The 16,274-nt window shown below is 73.0% G+C and carries 16 protein-coding genes; 8 read left to right on the forward strand and 8 right to left on the reverse strand.

What is annotated here, in order from left to right; genetic code table 11:
- Positions 1 to 2 precede the first annotated feature (2 nt).
- Together K6T13_RS03405 and K6T13_RS03410 are read right to left on the reverse strand one after the other, a co-directional pair.
- Complete coding sequence (locus K6T13_RS03405) at positions 3 to 1,238, reverse strand: phosphodiester glycosidase family protein (protein WP_222897135.1); 1,236 nt, start codon at positions 1,236 to 1,238, stop codon at positions 3 to 5.
- Positions 1,239 to 1,257: 19 nt separating this feature from the next.
- Complete coding sequence (locus tag K6T13_RS03410; RefSeq protein ID WP_222897136.1) at positions 1,258 to 2,808, reverse strand: CocE/NonD family hydrolase; 1,551 nt, start codon at positions 2,806 to 2,808, stop codon at positions 1,258 to 1,260.
- A 69-nt stretch (positions 2,809 to 2,877) separates the two neighbouring features.
- On the opposite strand from K6T13_RS03410, the gene K6T13_RS03415 reads away from it, so the two are divergent.
- Positions 2,878 to 4,026 (forward strand): site-specific DNA-methyltransferase, encoded by a 1,149-nt coding sequence (locus K6T13_RS03415; protein WP_222897137.1) that lies wholly within the window; start codon positions 2,878 to 2,880, stop codon positions 4,024 to 4,026.
- Here the strand turns inward: K6T13_RS03415 and K6T13_RS03420 are convergent.
- Positions 4,023 to 5,435, reverse strand: a complete 1,413-nt coding sequence (locus K6T13_RS03420) for a WS/DGAT/MGAT family O-acyltransferase (RefSeq protein ID WP_222897138.1) — start codon at positions 5,433 to 5,435, stop codon at positions 4,023 to 4,025. The two genes, K6T13_RS03415 and K6T13_RS03420, sit on opposite strands and share 4 nt — an antisense overlap.
- A 195-nt stretch (positions 5,436 to 5,630) precedes the next feature.
- Between K6T13_RS03420 and K6T13_RS03425 the strand changes: the two genes are divergently transcribed.
- The 6 genes from K6T13_RS03425 (at position 5,631) to K6T13_RS03450 (ending at position 10,638) form a co-directional block, all read left to right on the forward strand.
- Complete coding sequence (locus tag K6T13_RS03425) at positions 5,631 to 6,788, forward strand: protein kinase domain-containing protein (protein WP_222897139.1); 1,158 nt, start codon at positions 5,631 to 5,633, stop codon at positions 6,786 to 6,788.
- Positions 6,785 to 7,201 carry a hypothetical protein gene (locus tag K6T13_RS03430; protein WP_222897140.1) on the forward strand — a complete coding sequence of 139 codons (417 nt, stop codon included), beginning with the start codon at positions 6,785 to 6,787 and terminating at the stop codon, positions 7,199 to 7,201. Before K6T13_RS03425 ends, K6T13_RS03430 begins: the two co-directional genes overlap by 4 nt.
- Positions 7,202 to 7,303: 102 nt before the next feature.
- On the forward strand, positions 7,304 to 7,972 hold the full coding sequence (locus tag K6T13_RS03435) for an HNH endonuclease family protein (protein WP_249423912.1): 669 nt from the start codon (positions 7,304 to 7,306) through the stop codon (positions 7,970 to 7,972).
- Between the two features lie 140 nt (positions 7,973 to 8,112).
- Positions 8,113 to 8,433: a hypothetical protein gene (locus tag K6T13_RS03440; RefSeq protein WP_222897141.1), complete on the forward strand. Its 321-nt coding sequence runs from the start codon at positions 8,113 to 8,115 to the stop codon at positions 8,431 to 8,433.
- 31 nt (positions 8,434 to 8,464) lie between these two features.
- Positions 8,465 to 9,568: an FUSC family protein gene (locus K6T13_RS03445; protein WP_222897142.1), complete on the forward strand. Its 1,104-nt coding sequence runs from the start codon at positions 8,465 to 8,467 to the stop codon at positions 9,566 to 9,568.
- Positions 9,565 to 10,638 (forward strand): DNA polymerase IV, encoded by a 1,074-nt coding sequence (locus tag K6T13_RS03450; protein WP_249423913.1) that lies wholly within the window; start codon positions 9,565 to 9,567, stop codon positions 10,636 to 10,638. The genes K6T13_RS03445 and K6T13_RS03450 overlap by 4 nt, the downstream gene beginning before the upstream one ends.
- Before the next feature lies 1 nt (position 10,639).
- Here the strand turns inward: K6T13_RS03450 and K6T13_RS03455 are convergent, their stop codons facing one another.
- The 4 genes from K6T13_RS03455 to K6T13_RS03470 are packed head-to-tail and all read right to left on the reverse strand — an operon-like array spanning position 10,640 to position 14,680.
- Positions 10,640 to 11,773 (reverse strand): glutamate--cysteine ligase, encoded by a 1,134-nt coding sequence (locus K6T13_RS03455; protein WP_222897143.1) that lies wholly within the window; start codon positions 11,771 to 11,773, stop codon positions 10,640 to 10,642.
- Between the two features lie 4 nt (positions 11,774 to 11,777).
- Positions 11,778 to 12,338, reverse strand: a complete 561-nt coding sequence (locus K6T13_RS03460) for a ribonuclease FAU-1 family protein (RefSeq protein ID WP_249423914.1) — start codon at positions 12,336 to 12,338, stop codon at positions 11,778 to 11,780.
- Positions 12,339 to 12,347: 9 nt separating this feature from the next.
- Positions 12,348 to 13,196, reverse strand: a complete 849-nt coding sequence (locus K6T13_RS03465; RefSeq protein ID WP_222897144.1) for an SDR family NAD(P)-dependent oxidoreductase — start codon at positions 13,194 to 13,196, stop codon at positions 12,348 to 12,350.
- Positions 13,193 to 14,680: a flavin-containing monooxygenase gene (locus K6T13_RS03470; RefSeq protein WP_222897145.1), complete on the reverse strand. Its 1,488-nt coding sequence runs from the start codon at positions 14,678 to 14,680 to the stop codon at positions 13,193 to 13,195. The genes K6T13_RS03465 and K6T13_RS03470 overlap by 4 nt, the downstream gene beginning before the upstream one ends.
- Positions 14,681 to 14,729: 49 nt before the next feature.
- Here K6T13_RS03470 and K6T13_RS03475 point away from each other — a divergent pair, with 49 nt between their 5' ends.
- The gene (locus K6T13_RS03475; RefSeq protein ID WP_249423915.1) at positions 14,730 to 15,335 is read left to right on the forward strand and encodes a TetR/AcrR family transcriptional regulator; all 606 of its coding nucleotides are present in this window, start codon (positions 14,730 to 14,732) and stop codon (positions 15,333 to 15,335) included.
- Positions 15,336 to 15,405: 70 nt separating this feature from the next.
- Here K6T13_RS03475 and K6T13_RS03480 read toward each other — a convergent pair whose 3' ends face one another.
- Positions 15,406 to 16,266, reverse strand: a complete 861-nt coding sequence (locus K6T13_RS03480) for a hypothetical protein (RefSeq protein WP_222897147.1) — start codon at positions 16,264 to 16,266, stop codon at positions 15,406 to 15,408.
- Between the last annotated feature and the right edge of the window lie 8 nt (positions 16,267 to 16,274).

Raw genomic sequence — 16,274 nt, forward strand, 5'->3', positions numbered from 1 at the left:
CGTCAGGGCCGCACCTGCACGACGAGGGCGTCGGGCACCGGCCGCTGCGCGCCGTCGGACGGCCGGTTGAGGGCGCGCAGGCGCCCGTTGCGCCGCAGGCCGGCGATCGTCGTCGACCCGCCGCCGTCGAGGTTGAGCGCCACGTCGGCGCCCTTCTTCTTGAGGATCCGGGCCAGCTCGACCAGCGTGGCACCGCGACTGTGGCGCTGGCGGCCATCGACGGCGAGGAGCAGGACCTTGCCGGTGTGGTGGTCGACGCCGACGGCGGTCCGGGGGTGCAGGATCCGGTCGTCGCTCACCTGGAGCCGACCGCCGCGCAGCAGCACGGCCTCGCCGCCGATGGCGAAGCGGGCCTTGCGGCCGAGTGACCATCGCAGTCGGACCCGCTGTCCGACGGCGAGCTCGCGCAGCTGTTGCGCGCCCGGTCCGCGGCCGACCAGCACCCGGCCGACGATGGGCTCGCCCGCGGACAGGCGCCGGCTGTTGGCCACGACGACACCGCGCTCGACCACCACCATGCGCACGCGCCGCTTCTGGCCGTCGGTGACCGAGTACCCCGACGTGGTCCCCCACGAGGAGTCCCAGATGCCGACCTTGCCCTCACGCACCCGCGGCGTGTTGACGTTGGAGATCTCGATCTCGGGACGTCCGACGATCTCGGCACTCAGCGGCATGTCGCCGACCCGGTACCGGCCGCTGCGGTTCATCCAGAACGCGTTGCGCCAGGTGAACCGGGCTGCATGCAGGAAGCCCCGCTGACGGTCCTGACCCACACCGAGGGGCGCCCCGGTGTCGTAGATGTCGAAGAAGCCGCCGTTGATCCCCGCGACGGCGTCGTTGCGGTGCAGCAGCTGCGTGAGCGGGAGCCGCTGGGGCACGACCTCGCCCATCGCGTGGTCGAGCCGGACGCCCGGGCGGGAGGCGTCGACGGTCAGCAGGTGGGCCCGCAGCTTCCCGCGGGCATCGGTGCGGTCCCAGCGCTGGTAGCGGACACCGCGGGCGACCTTCCAGGAGCGACGGTTGTCGACCGTGACGCGCCCGCGGCGTGCGGCCGGCAGCGGGGCCACGACCTCTCCCGGGAGCCCGTCGGAGGTCTGGACCGGCTGTGACGCGGCGCGCGCCGACGCCGGCGCGTCGTCGGGTGCGGCGCGCCCGGCTGCCGTGCCGACAGGCGTGAGCGCAGCGGTGAGGACGACGGCGAGCAGGGGGCACGCGACCGTTCCGGGCCAGAGACGCATGAACTCCAGCGTAGGTAGGTCAGCGCCCCACCACTGGCAAACGGACAGATGCGTCCTCCACCACCACGACGCCGGGGGTGCGGGTCTGGGTTCCGGCGAAGGTGTCGCTGACCGCGCTGACGGCGAGGTAGAGCGTCTGGCCCGCGGGTACGTCGACGGCCACCGCGGGCAGCTCGAGGCGGAGCCGCCTGCCGGTGACCGGCCCAGGCTCGTTCAGCGGGTAGACGTTGTTCTGGACCAGGCGGGCGTCGCCGGGGGTGCTGCCGACGGCGAGGCCGAAGAACGCCCGGTTCTCCGGTGCGGTGGCCGTCAGCCTCCCCAGGAGGCGGGACGAGCCGGCGATCCGGATCGGACCCTCCGCGATCGGGAAGTGGAGTGGTGCCCCGGCGGCCTCGGGGCTCACCACCTCCCCGACCTCGCGCCTGGTGTCGGCGCCTGCCGAGCGCACCGAGGTGCACGTGCTGTCGGGGGTCGCGAGGTGGAACCGGCCGTAGCCCGTCAGCCCCCGGTCGCGTCCCTTGAGCTGCTCGTCGAAGAAGCGCAGCGCCAGGTCGTCGAAGTCGCCGCCCGCCAGCTTGCGGCTGCACGGGTCGGAGGTCACCTGGACCCCGAGCGGGACCGCGGCCGGGAGGGCGTGGCCGCCGTTGTAGGCGAGGAAGATGCTGTCGCGTCGAGCCTGCGGAGCCAGCGCCCGCCGCCAGTTGCGCAGGCCCTGCTCGAGGTTGAACAACGTGTCGGTGGTGCCTTGGCCGAACAGCACCGGGATCCGCAGCCTCCGCCCCTGCCGCTCGTGCCAGGACGGCCCGTTGCGGCGGAAGAACTTCTCCATGTCGACACCGGAGGGACCGGTCCCGTCGGGCCACTGCCCGGTCGCGCTGCCCTCCACCAGCGCCTGGTAGACCTTCGGTGGCAGCGCGTCGGTCGGGAGGGCGGCGGCGCTGAGGGCGTAGGCCCACTCGGTGCGGACCACGCCGTTGGGGGCCAGGCTCTCGTTGAGGTCGTGCCACGTGATCTCGGGGGCGATGGCGTCGTAGACCGGTTTGCCGCGGCGCTGCAGCTCCTTGAAGGCGCCGAGGAACTGGTAACCGCCGCCGTAGGAACCGCCGATCGCCCCGAGCCTCGGGTCCCCCGGCCCGTCCTTGCGCACCCACGGCAGGCGGGCCACCCGCCGGATCAGCCTCAGGTTGTCCTTCCCCTCGTAGCGCGGGTTCTCGACCTGGGCGTGCCCCCCGGACTCACCGAAGCCGCGCTGGTCGAAGGAGAGCACGCCGTACCCGGCGTCGAGCCACTGGCGGAACGCCGACGGGTCGGTGGTCCGGGAGCCGCCCCAGCCGTGGCTGTGCATGAGGAACGGCACCTGGTGGCGACGGGATGCGCCGGCCGGCTTGAAGATCGTGTAGCAGATCCGGACCTTCTGCTCCGAGCCCGGATCGGGGACGCTGCGCACGCAGCCGTTGCGGACCTTCACCCCGTCACCGTCACCGTCGCCAGCGGCGGCGGAGGCGGGGGTCGCGGCGGGCACGGCGGTGGTCAGGGCCAGCGCAGCGGTCAGCAGCAGTGGGCGGAGCATGTGAGGTGCAACGCCTCCGACGGCCCGAGGTCACGGTGGCGGGGCCGCTGCCGGACTACCCTGCCTGGCGTGGCGCGGCCGTGGAACGTCTTCGTCGAGGGCGACAACCTCGACGTCCTGACGACGCTGCCGGCGGCGTCGGTGGACCTGGTCTACATCGACCCGCCCTACAACACCGGCAACGAGTTCGCCTACCGCGACCGCTACGGGCAGCACGACGCCTGGGTGGCGATGATGCGGCCACGTCTGGTGGCGGCACGCGAGGTCATGCGCGGGACCGGCGCGATCTTCGTGAGCATCGACGACAACGAGGTGGCCCACCTCCGGCTGCTCATGGACGAGGTCTTCGGGGAGACAGGCTTCCTCGCCCAGGTGGTGGTCAACCTCAACCCCAAGGGGCGGCAGCTCGGCGGTGGTTTCGCCACCAGCCACGAGTACCTGCTGGTCTACGCCCGTGACGCCGCCCGGTGCGTGCTCGACGCGAGCAGCACCGAGACCGTCGACCCGCGCGACTTCCCGCTGACCGCGCCGGACGGGCGCCGCTACCGTCACCTGCCGCTGCGCAACACCAACAAGAAGTTCAACCCCACCACCGCCCGCACCCTGCACTTCCCCGTGTACGGCGACCCCGACTCGGGCCGGGTGGCGACCGCGCCGTTCGCCGGGGGCCTCGAGGTGCGCCCGGTCTTCGGCGACGGGACGCCGGCGGTGTGGCGCTGGTCGGCCCCCCGCATCGACGAGCGGCCGGACGACCTGGTGTGCAGGCGGGTCAACGGCAGGCTGGGGGAGCGGGTCGACGTCTACCAGCGGGACTGGCTCCACGAGGGGCGCCGCAAGAAGCTGCCGACGATCTGGCCGGCGGCGGAGGTCGGGTCGACCGACACGGCCGTGGCCGAGCTCAAGGAGCTGCTCGGCCACGTCTTCGAGTCGCCCAAGCCGACCGGGCTGATCCGGCGGATCCTCCACACGATGCCTCCGGACGCGGCCGTGCTCGACTTCTTCGCCGGCAGCGGCACCACCGGCCACGCCGTGGCCCTGGCCAACGCCGAGGACGGCGGCACCCGCACCTGCCTGTCGGTCAACTGCGCCGAGCCGACCCGGCCCGGTTCCAACGCCCACGCCGCCGGGCTGGCCACCGTCGCCGACATCACCCGCGCCCGGCTGCGTGCGGTGGCCGAGCGCGTGGGCGGCGGCTTCGAGGAGTGGCCCGTCGGCTAGATGCCGGCGGCCTTCTCGAGGGCCTTCAGCTCGTCGTCGAGGTGGGTGAGCAGCCGCTGCAGGTGCGGGACGGTGCGGCGACACCCGGTGAGGCCGAAGCACATGTCGCCGTCGTACGACGTGCAGGTGATGTTGAGGGCCATGCCGTTGATCGGGATCGACAGCGGGTAGGTGCCGACCAGCTGCGCGCCGTTCCAGTAGTGGGTGGTCCGCGGGCCGGGGACGTTGCTGATGATCACGTTGTAGGGCGGCCGCACGATGCCCTGCATCCGCAGCATCGGCGTGAGGATCGCGGGCGCCTGGCCGAGGGCGCTCATCGCCAGGATCTGCACCGGCGTCATCGACGACAGCGCCTCCTTGCCGTCGACCATCGAGCGGTGGATCGCGGCGAGCCGGTCGGCCGGGTCGGCTCGCTCGGTCCCCATCTGCACCATGATCGCGCCGACCGCGTTGCCGCCGTCGGCCGAGGCGATCTGGGACTCGCGTGCCTTCAGGCCCACCGGGACCATCGCGACGAGACTCTCCTCCGGGAGCGCATGCATCTCGAGGAGGTAGGCGCGCAGCGCGCCGGAGCACATCGCGACCACCACGTCGTTGACGGTGGTGCCGGTGGCCTTGCCGACGCCGCGGATCCGCTCCATCGGCCAGTCCTGCGCGGCGAAGCGGCGGGAGCCGGTGATGCTCTGGTTGAGGATGGTGCGGGGGGCGTAGAGCGACAGCGAGGACGTCTCGTTGCGCACGCTCTTGCGCAGCGTGCGGATCAGCGCGCCCGGCAGGCCGGCCGCCTCGGCGGTGATGCCGAGCGCCGTCCGCAGCGCCTGGCCGGACAGCTCGCTGAGGCTGGCCTGGGTCTCGGAGGGCTCGCGCTCGCGCGGGGCGCGGGTCCGCTCGGGCAGGTAGGCCCACGGCGCCGGCATCCCACGCTTGTCCGGGTCGGTGGAGAGCACGCTCTGGATCAGGCGCATGGCGCTCACCCCGTCGACCAGCGCGTGGTGGGTCTTGGTGTACATCGCGACCCGTCCGTCCCGCATCCCCTCGATGACGTGGGCCTCCCACAACGGTCGCTCCCAGCCGAGCCGGGTGCTGTGGAGCCGGGAGCAGAGCTCGAGCAGCTCGCGCACGCGCCCGGGCTTGGGCAGCGCGCTGTGGCGGACGTGGTGCTCGATGTCGAACTGCTCGTCAGGACGCCACACGAGCTGACCGGCGGTGCGCGCAGCACGGTAGGGGTGCTTGAGGAAGAGCGGCGCGATCTCGTCGGCGTCGCGCATCTCCTCGAAGAACTCCCGCACGTAGCCGCGACCCGCGCCCTCGGGCTTGCGGAAGAGCTGGAGTGCGCCGACGTGCATCGGCATCTGGCGGTTCTCGGCCAGCAGGAACGCGGCTGACGTCGGATCGATCGGTGTGACCACGGTGCCCCTTCCGGCCCGATCCCGTGCGGGCCCGGGAGGCCCGACGCTCCACCTGTCCGGTTGGTACGCCGTGAGGGATCTCTTGTGAGCGACCTTACGCGGCGAACCTCCGCCGCTCGACGGGCCAGCGGCGGCCCCCACACCGAGGCGTACCCTCGGGGCGTCCCGACCCGGCTCCCCCAGGAGGCCCACCCCGTGGCGACCGCCAGCCCCGACGCCCGCCCCGGCCCCGACGACCCCCAGGTCCTCGGGGACCGCTACGAGCTCGGTGACGTCCTCGGTCGGGGTGGGATGGCCGACGTGCACCGCGCGACCGACCGGCTGCTCCACCGCGACGTCGCGGTGAAGGTGATGCGCGACCTCGCGGGAGACGACACCGCCCGTGCCCGCTTCAGGAGCGAGGCGCGCACCCTGGCCGGTCTCTCCCACCACGGACTCGTGACGGTGCTCGACGCGGGCCTCGCCGGGCCCGCCGCCGAGCAGCCCTACCTGGTGCTGGAGCTGGTCGAGGGGTCGACGCTGGGCGACGAGATCGCCCGGGGCCCGGTGTCCCCGGACCGTGTCCGCGAGGTGGGCGCAGGGCTGGCCGACACGCTCGCCTACGCCCACGACCGGGGCGTCGTCCATCGCGACGTCAAGCCCGGCAACGTGCTGCTCGGCAGCGGCGACCGGGTCAAGCTGACCGACTTCGGGATCGCCAAGCTGATCGGGGACACCTCCGGCCACACCCGGACCGGCACCACGATCGGGTCGGCGGCGTACCTGTCCCCGGAGCAGGTGCGTGGCGAGCAGGTGACCGGGGCCGCCGACATCTACGCGCTCGGGCTGCTGCTGCTCGAGGCGCTCACGGGCGAGCGCGCCTTCTCCGGGCCGGCGATGGAGGCGGCGGTCGCGCGCCTGCACCGCGCTCCCGAGGTGCCGGAGCACCTGCCGGACGGCTGGCGTGCGCTGCTGGCCTCGATGCTGGACGCCGAGCCCGCCGCGCGCCCTGCCGCGGCGGACGTGGCCGCGCGGCTCAGGGCGATGGACGACGCCTCCGCGGGCACCACTCGCCCGCTGACCGGTCTGGTTGCCTCGGCGCCGCCGAGCGCTCCATGGATCGACCGCACCGGCGAAGCCGTGGCAGGGGCGGCCGTCCGGCTCCGCGACCGGGCCGTCGCGATGCCCGACCACCAGCGGGCGCTGGTGCTCGTGGGAGCTGTGCTGGTGCTGTTCCTGGTGCTCACCGCCGTCGTGGCAGGTGGGTCCGACGGCGGCGGAGGTGGCACGGGCGAGGTGCCCCAGGAGGTGCCTCGGCGGCTCGAGCAGCCGTTGCAGGACCTGCACGACGCCGTCGACGGGCAGACGCCATGACCCGTCGGCCCGATGTCGCCCTCGCCCTGGCCGTCGCGGCCACGTCGGCCGTGCTCGTCGCCTGTGGTGCACAGCCGCCGAGCGATTCGGTTCCGTCCCTGGTCGATCACGTCGCCGACGTCGACTCGGCCGTCGTCGCGGGCGACGAGCAGGCGGCGCGCGAGGCGCTGTCCGCGCTCGTCTCCGATGCCGAGCAGGCCGCCGCCGACGGCGTGCTCGCCCAGGACGACGCCGACGCCATCGTCGCGTCGGCCCAGGCGCTGCTCGACCGCCTCGCCGAGCCCGAGCCCCGTGACGAGCCGGCCGAGGTGCCGGCGTCCGAGGAGCCGGACCCGTCCGGGGGCGAGGAGACGCAGGACAAGCAGCAGCAGGACACGGGGGAGGACGAGGACGACGAGGAGGACGACGACTGACGCCTCCGGACCCTTCCGCCCGGCTCCGTTTGGCGGCAGGCTGACCGAGCACCACGGGCGGTCACGACCGTGCCGCCCGACGCCTCTGTCTCGGGAGAACCTGTGTCCATCCGCACCCCCCTGCGCCGTGCCCTCGCTCGCGTCGTCGTCACCGGCGTCGTGGCCGCCGGCCTCGTGGCCGTCCCCGGCACCGCCCACGCCGCCACCTACTCCGCCCCGCTCACCACGGCCATCGCCGACCTGCCGGTCGCGGCCGAGGTCCGCACCGGCTACTCGCGCACCCTGTTCCCCCACTGGATCGACGCCGACGGCGACGGCTGCCACACGCGCAACGAGGTGCTGATCGCCGAGGCGGACGACCCGGTCACCGTCGGCTCCGGCTGCTCGCTGTCGGGCGGTCGCTGGTTCTCCTACTACGACCGCGTCAGCTGGTACCAGACCTCCGACGTCGACATCGACCACATGGTGCCGCTGGCCGAGGCGTGGGACTCCGGCGCCCGCACCTGGAGCACCTCGGAGCGGCAGGGCTTCGCCAACGACCTCGGCGACTACCGCTCGCTGGTCGGGGTCACCGACAACGTCAACCAGTCCAAGGGCGACAAGGACATCGCCGAGTGGCTGCCGCAGTACGACCGGTGCCGCTACCTGCGGGAGTTCGTCGCGGTGAAGCACCGCTGGCGGCTGTCGGTCGACGCGGCCGAGAAGTCGGCCATGAACAGCCTGGCGTCCTCCTGCACCAACACCACCATCACCGTGACGCTGGCCCGCTGACCGGGCCAGTACCCGTCCACAGTCGCGGCGGTCGGGGCCCCGTCACCAGGCCGGGCCTCGGCCGCCCCTGGCTGTCCGCGGTGGTTCCTAGCGTCGTCGGTGCGTCGGACTCCCCGGCGCGCTGACGGAGGGAGACGCGGATGCACAGGATGGTGATGGTCCTCGGCGGCCTGGTGACGGGGTTGGTGGGCGCAGGGGCCTGGGCGGTGGTTGCGCCGGCGGTCGCTGGATCGACCGAGCCGGACACGATCGTCCGGGTCGACGGCGACGCCGCCCACGGCTTCGCGATCCACCACCACGACGGCACCGTGCTCTACCCGCCGACCGACTCCGAGGCGCGGGCCGAGTGCGGCGAGTACCACCGGCGCGTGGCCCGCGTCCGGTGCCGGACCGAGGTGCGCACCTGGTACCGCGACCTCGCCGAGCTGCAGCGATCGCTGGAGTGGGCGCGGTCCGGCTGACGTCAGGGCGGCCTCTGGCAGGATCGCCTGCATGGAGGTGGCGCCGCTCGACCGGGTGTGGTCGCGTGGTCGCACCTCGCTCGCGACCCGGGTCCGGCGGCTGCAGGCCAAGTCGTGGCAGGTCGCCCAGTGCGCGCTGGCCGCCGGCGTGGCGTGGTGGGTCGCCTCGGAGGTGTTCGACCACCCGGTGCCGTTCTTCGCACCGATCGCGGCGGTGGTCAGCCTCGGCACCTCCTACGGCCAGCGGCTGCGCCGGGTCGCGGAGGTCACGCTGGGGGTCGCGCTCGGGGTGCTGGTCGCCGACCTGCTGGTGATCGGGATCGGCAGCGGCTGGTGGCAGCTCACGCTGATCGTGGCCCTGGCGATGTCGGTGGCCTTCCTGCTCGACGGCGGCCAGCTCTTCGTCACCCAGGCGGCGGTGCAGTCCATCATCGTGGCCACGCTGCTGCCCGACCCCGACGCCGGTCTCATCCGCTGGAGCGACGCGCTCATCGGCGGCGGGGTTGCCCTGGTCGCCGCGACGGTCGTGCCGGCGGCGCCACTGCGCCGCCCCCGGGAGCAGGCGGCCGTCGTGGTCCGCAAGATCGCCGGTCTGCTGCGAGCCGCGGCCGACGTCATGGACGAGGGCGAGCCCGACCGGGCGCTCGACCTGCTCGCCGACGCCCGGGCCACCGACTACCTGATCCGCGAGCTGCAGGTGGCCGCCGACGAGGGGCTGTCGGTGGTCGCCTCCTCGCCGTTCCGGATCCGCCACCGTCCCGGCGTACGCCGGATGGCCGAGCTCGTGGACCCGCTCGACCGGGCGTTGCGCTCGACCCGGGTGCTGGTGCGCCACACGGCTGTGGCGACCTACCACCACCGCGCCGTGCCGCACGACTACGCCACCATCGCCCGCGACCTGGCCGACGCGGCCGAGGAGGTGGCGGTCGAGCTCGAGGCCGACCGGCTGGCGGTCGCCGCCCGCGACTCGCTGCTCGCCGTGGGCGCCGCGACGGGCAGTGTGCACCGCTCCAGCGTGCTGTCGGCCGAGTCGGTGCTCGCCCAGCTGCGCAGCGTCATCGCCGACATGCTGCTCATCACCGGGCTCGACCCGCTGCAGGCCAGCGACGCACTGCCACCGCCCCCGGGCCGGTGACGGCCGTGCCGCGGTGGGTGCTCCATGTCGACCTCGACATGTTCCTCGCCGCGGTCGAGGTGCTGCGCCACCCCGAGCTGGCCGGCAAGCCGGTGGTGGTCGGCGGCCGTGGGATCGTGACCGAGCGGGCCGTGGTGTCGACCGCGTCCTACGAGGCACGCGAGTTCGGGATCCGCAGCGGCATGCCGCTGCGGACGGCTCACAAGAAGTGCCCGGACGCGGTGTTCCTGCCGGTCGACTTCCCCGTCTACGAGGCGGCGTCGGCGGAGGTGATGGCGACGCTGCGCTCCCTGGAGTGGGGCGGCGTGCCCGTGGTGCTGGAGGTCCTGGGCTGGGACGAGGCGTTCCTCGGCGCCGGCGAGGGCCACGGAGACCTGGGTGACCCCGTCGCGTTCGCGGCGACGGTGCGGTCGGCCGTGCTGGAGCGGACCCGCCTGCACTGCTCGGTCGGCATCGGCAACAACAAGCTGCAGGCCAAGATCGCCACCGACTTCGGCAAGCCACGCGGCACCTACACGATCACCGACGACAGCTGGTACGCCGAGATGGGTGACCGGCCGGTGCGGGCCCTGTGGGGCATCGGCTCGAAGATCGCGGCCCGGCTCGGCGGGCTCGGGATCACCACCGTCCGCGAGCTGGCGACGTCCGACACCTCCGCGCTGGCGGCGGAGTTCGGGCCGACCATGGGTCCCTGGTTCCACCGCCTCGGTCGCGGGGTCGACACCAGCCCGGTCGATGCGACGCCGTGGGTTGCCCGGGCCCACGGCCACGAGGAGACCTTTCAGCGCGACCTCGACTGGGGCGAGGTGCCCGACGCGGTGCGGGCGTTGACCGCGCGGGCGCTGGCCTCCATCGACGAGGAGGGCCGGCCGGCGATGCGGGTCTTCCTCAAGGTCCGCTACCGCAACTTCTTCACCCTCACCCGCTCCCGGAAGCTGCCCGAGCCGTCCCGCGACCTCGAGGTGCTGGCCGACACGGCCGTGGGGCTGCTGGCGAAGGTCGAGCCGGACAAGCCGGTGCGGCTGCTCGGCGTACGGCTGGAGATGGTGCCGCCCGAGGGCGGCTACTGACTCACGCCCCGAGCGAGGCGTGGAGCTCGCCGACGACCGAGTCGACGATGGCCACCAGGTCACCGTGCGACTCGTGCGCCACCTGCCGCTGGCGCTGGTAGGACGCGCCGTGCCGCGGGATCTCGTCGACCAGCCGCAGCTCGTCGGGGCAGCCCAGCCGCTTGGCCACGGGCTCGAGCCGGGTGAGCACGTCGGCGAGGTCGTCGGTGACGAGCCGCTCGCGGCAGGCCGAGTCGAGGATGATCTCGGCGTCGAGGCCGTAGCGGGCGGCGCGCCACTTGTTCTCCTGCACGTGCCACGGTGGCAGGGACGCGAGCTCCTCGCCGGCCGCGAGCCGCTCGTCGAGGTCGACGCAGAGACAGTGCATGAGGGCGGTGAGCGCGGCGAGCTCACGGGTGTTGGAGACCCCGTCGCAGACCCGGTTCTCGATCGTGCCGTGCCCGACGGAGGGGCGGATGTCCCAGCGGATCTCGGTGAGGTCGTCGACCACCCCGGTGACCGTGGAGTCCTCGCAGAACCCCTCGAACTCCGCCCAGGTCTGGAACTGGAACGGCAGCCCGGCCGTCGGCAGCTGCTGGAACATCAGCGCCCGGTTGGAGGCGTAGCCCGTGTCGAGACCCGCCCAGACCGGGGACGACGCCGACAGCGCCTGCAGGTGGGGGTAGGTGGTGAGCATCGCCGACAGCACCGGCATCACCCGCTCGACGGCCGGCATCCCGACGTGGACGTGGACGCCCCAAATCAGCATCTGCCGCCCCCACCACTGGGTGCGGTTGATCAGCTCCTCGTAGCGGTGTCCCTCGGTGATGTGCTGGTGCGACCACTCCGCGAACGGGTGGGTCCCGGCCCCGAACAGGTCGACACCGAGCCGCTCGGCGGCCGGCAGCACGACCCCGAGCGTCCCCCGGAGGTCCTCGAGCGCCTCCGACACCGTGTCGCAGACGCCGGTCACGATCTCGACGGTGTTGCGCAGCAGCTCCTTGTGCAGCTTGCGGGGGTCGTCCAGGCCGCCGCCGGCGGCCTCGAAGAGAGCCGCGGCGGAGTTGCTCAGGTCGCGGGTCTCCCGGTCCACGAGGGCGAACTCCCACTCGACCCCCAGCGTGGGGCGCGGGGACGCGTGGAAGTCGATGCGCACCTGTTCAGTGTGCGGCCACCCGGTCCAACCACGGAAGATGGGTCTCGCCGTCGAAAGGCGGCTCGTGACGGCGTACGGCGGCTTCGACCGTGCCGCAGGTCCGCACCGCGGCCTCCGCGACCGCCGCGGGATAGCCCCACCGCACCCGGTGGTCGGCGAACTCGTCCTCGTCGTCGACCCACACCCGGCCGCTGGTGCCCCGCACGACATCGAGGTCGAGGTCGACGGCCCGCAGCACCGGCCCGTCCCAGACCGCCGGGGTCGTGATGTCGACGTACACCGCCACCGGGACCCGGCCGCCGGCCGAGGGGAGGAAGCCGCCAGGAGCGTGGAAGGTGGCGAGGAACCCGGGTCGGTCGCCGTCACCACCGGCCGGCACCAGCGTGACCTGGTCGTTGGGACCGGTGAACTCCGCCCCGGGCCTGGTGAAGGTCGTGCCAACGGGGAAGCCGACCCAGTCGCCGTGGTCGTCGCTGCCGAGGTAGGTGCCCGGGTAGACCCAGTGCGGTCGGCCGTCCCACTTGGTCGTCTCGCAGCGGACCGGCGTGCCGGGATCGGGCCTCACCCGACCTGTCTACACGACCTTGGTGGGCCGCTTGGTCGGCAGGACCTTCCGGCTGGCGCGCGCGATCACGTCCTGGTAGCGGGAGCCCAGCAGCTTGGCGAGGTGGTGGAGGGCGTGGGCGTCCAGGCCCACCAGGCAGCGGGCCCGGTTCTTCAGCACGGCGTCGACGATCACCGCCGCTGCCCGCTCCGCGCTCATCCGAGCCAGCTTGCGGTCGAAGAGGTCGGCCGTGGCCTGCTTGTCCTCGCGGCCGGAGACGCGGGCGTTGCGGGCGATGGCGGTGCGGATGCCCCCGGGGTGGACGACGGTCACGCCGACCGGGTGGCCGGCGATCAGCATCTCCTCGCGCAGCGCCTCGGACAGGCCGCGGACGGCGTACTTGGTCGCGTTGTACATCGACTGCCCCGGCATCGAGATCAGCCCGAAGAGCGAGGAGATGGTGACCACGTGCCCGTCCCCGGAGGCGATGAGGTGGGGCAGGAAGGCGCGCGTGCCGTGGACGACTCCCCAGAAGTTGATGTCGACGATCCACCGCATGTCGTCGTCGTCGAGGTCGGTGAGGTCGCCGGCCAGCGCCACGCCCGCGTTGCTGACCAGCACGTTGACCCGGCCGAAGTGCTCGACCACCTCCGCGGCGTACGTCGCGAAGGCGTCCCGGTCGGCGACGTCGAGCCGGGTCGCGTGGACCTCACGGGCACCGACGTTCTTGGCGAGGTCGACGGTCTCGGCCAGGCCTGCCTCGTCGACGTCGGAGAGCGCCAGCAGCGACCCGCGGGCGGCGCAGTCGAGGGCCAGGGCACGCCCGATGCCCGAGCCGGCGCCGGTGATGACGACGACCTTGTCGGCGAGCGTCCTCACGCCGGCACCCGGTCGTTCCTCGCGGCCGACAGCTCGTAGGCCGGGGGGTCGAACCGGGCGAGGCGACGCCGCAGGTCGACCGTGGTGCGCGGCCACAGGACGGTGTTGCGGCCGTGCTCGTCGAGGTACCAGCTCGAGCAGCCGCCGGTGTTCCAGACCGTGCGCTGCATCCGGCGCTGGAGGTCGGCGTTCCAGCGCTCCTGCTCGTCGAGCCGGGGCTCGACGGTCGCGTAGCGGTGGGTGCGCATCGTCCGCAGCGCGTCACGGAGGTAGGCGAGCTGCGACTCGATGACGAAGACCATGCTCGAGTGACCGAGGCCGGTGTTGGGGCCGACGATCTGGAAGTAGTTGGGGAAGCCGTGGACGGTGGTGCCCTTGTAGGCCGCCATGCCTCCCTCCGCCCAGGTCTCGGCCAGGCTGCGGCCGTCGCGCCCGATCACGTGGTGCGCGATCGGCTGGTCGGTCGTGTGGAAGCCGGTGGCGACCACGAGCACGTCCACCGGCCGCTCGGTGCCGTCGGCGGTGACCACGGCGTCGCCGGTCACCTTGGTGATCCGGTCGGTGACGAGGTCGACGTGGTCCTCGGCGAGGGCGGGGTAGTAGTCGTTGGAGATCAGGATCCGCTTGCAGCCGATCTCGAAGGTCGGGGTGAGCCGTGCCCGCAGCTCGGGGTCGGAGACGGCCCGGTGGAGGTTGTGACGGGCCAGCAGCTTGGCGGGCAGCGCCAGCCGCGGCTCCAGGGTGAAGCCCGGGACGTAGGTCTCGCGGCCCCAGTAGATGGCGGTGCGGTAGAGCTTCTGCAGGGCGGGGAACCGGGCGAACAGGGCGCGCTCGAGCCTCGTGTATCGGCGGTCGTTGCGCGGGATCACGTAGGGCGCCGTGCGCTGGTAGACGTCGAGGTGGGCCACCGTCCTCGCGAGCTCCGGGACGATCTGGATCGCGGAGGCGCCGGTGCCGATCACGGCGACCCGCTTCCCCGCGAGGTCGACGTCGTGGTCCCAGCGGGCGGAGTGGAACAGCTCGCCCTGGAAGCCGGCGATGCCGTCGATGTCGGGGAGCTTGGGCTCCGAGAGCCCGCCGGCCCCGCTGATGAGGGTCCGGGCGAGCACGACGCCACGGTCGGTGGTGACCCGCCAGCGCTGCTGCCCGTCGTCCCAGCGGGCCTCCTCGACGGTGGTGTCGAAGACGAAGCGGTCGAGGACGCCGGAGTCGCGGGCCACCCGCTGGAGGTAGGCCTGGATCTCCGGCTGCGGCGAGAACGACATGGACCAGTCGGAGTTCGGGGCGAAGGAGAAGGAGTAGAGCTGGCTGGGGACGTCGCAAGCAGCGCCGGGGTAGGTGTTGTCGCGCCAGGTGCCGCCGACGTCGGGACCCTTCTCGACGACCAGGACGTCGTGCTCGCCGTCCTCGGCCAGCTTGATGGCGGCGCCGATGCCGGCGAAGCCGGCACCGATCACGAGGTGGTCCACGTGCTGGGGGAGCATGCACCGACCGTATTGGCGCTATTGAACAACTGTCAATAAAGTGGGTCCCGTGACGTCGCCCACCCTGCGCACCCGGCTCGCGCCGGATCAGCGCCGCGAGCAGCTGCTCGACCTCGGGGTGCGCCTGCTGGCCGACCACGACCTCGACGAGCTGACCATCGACCTGCTGGCCGAGGAGGCCGGTATCTCGAGGGGCCTGCTCTACCACTACTTCGGCAACAAGCAGGCCTTCCGGGAGGCCGTCGTCCGGCGTGCCGTCGACGACCTGGTCGCCCAGACCGCGCCCCCGCCCGGCGGCGACCCGGTCGCCCGGCTCGCGGCGTCGATGACGGCGTACGTCGACTACGTGGTCGGCAACTACGAGGGGTACCGCTCCATCGTCAAGGCCGCACAGGGTGGCCACGAGGCGCTGCGCGAGCTCTACGAGGAGGCGCGCGCCGCCCTGACCGACCGCATCTTCACCGAGGCCGCCCAGGGCGAGCTCGTGCCGGACACACCCGCCGTGCGGCTGGTCGTCCGCGGCTGGGCCGCCCTCGCCGAGGAGATGACGCTCACCTGGGTGGCGGATCCCGCCGGCGTCACCCGCGAGCAGCTGCTCGACACCCTGACCGGATCCCTCCCCGCTCTCGTGGCGCACGTCCTCGACCCGGACTGACCACCCGCACCAGCGTGTGCGGTCTCCCCGGGCGGGCAAACGCGTAGCGCTGGGCCCGAGCCGACGGTCGTCAAGCGACGTCTGCCCGCTGGGGGACCCGCTCCAGCAGCTGACGCAGGCAGGCGGCGACGAAGTCCGGGTCGAACATGACCTGCCGCCAGGTGAACCGCAGCACCAACCACCCCTCACACACCAGCACGGTGTAGCGCCAGCAGTCGCGCTCGTGGGCCTCCTTGCCGGTGTGGAACTCCCACGAGTCAGCCTCAAGCGCGATGCGTCGGCTCCGATCCGCCACGTCGGGGTGGAGCGTCACGCCACCGACGACGACCGCCAGCTGGGGCACGGCGTCCACCCCGGCGTCCAGGGCGATGGCACGGAGCACCGACTCGAAGGGATTGGCTGCGAGGCCCGACGCCTGAGCGGCAACGCGGCGCGCTGCCGCGGCGCCCTTGCCGCGGACCGTGGCGCACGCGATAGCCAGCCGGTGCGGGTCGACGTCACCGTGACGGATGGCGGAGTCCGCCACCGACAGCGCCACGGCGAAGGGGAGCCGCCGGGCGCAGTCGACGACGGTCCGGGTCGGAGAGGTGACCAATCCACGCTCTTCGGTCGTGTCGGCCCAGAACAGGTGGTGGCGCGGTGACGGACGGGCTTTCGAGTTCCGGGGCACGGTGACCCACGGTGTGGCGGACGGGAACGGGACTTCCCATCCGTGGAGCTGAGCCGCGCTGAGGTGAGAGGCGAGCCCACCGAGCTGGGCGGCGCGCGCCAACGCGCGGTCGGCCCCCGGCAGGCGGTACCGACCGCGGCGGACCCGAACGATCTCACCGGAGCGGTGGCAGCGGGCCACGCCTCGGGCGGTCGTGAGGCGCAGCAGGTCCTGGCGGTCGGCGACACCGCCGAGCCTCTCCAGCGCCACCACGGGATCCATGACACCCA

Origin of the sequence: Nocardioides coralli (assembly GCF_019880385.1) — a bacterium.
Classification (GTDB): domain Bacteria; phylum Actinomycetota; class Actinomycetes; order Propionibacteriales; family Nocardioidaceae; genus Nocardioides; species Nocardioides coralli.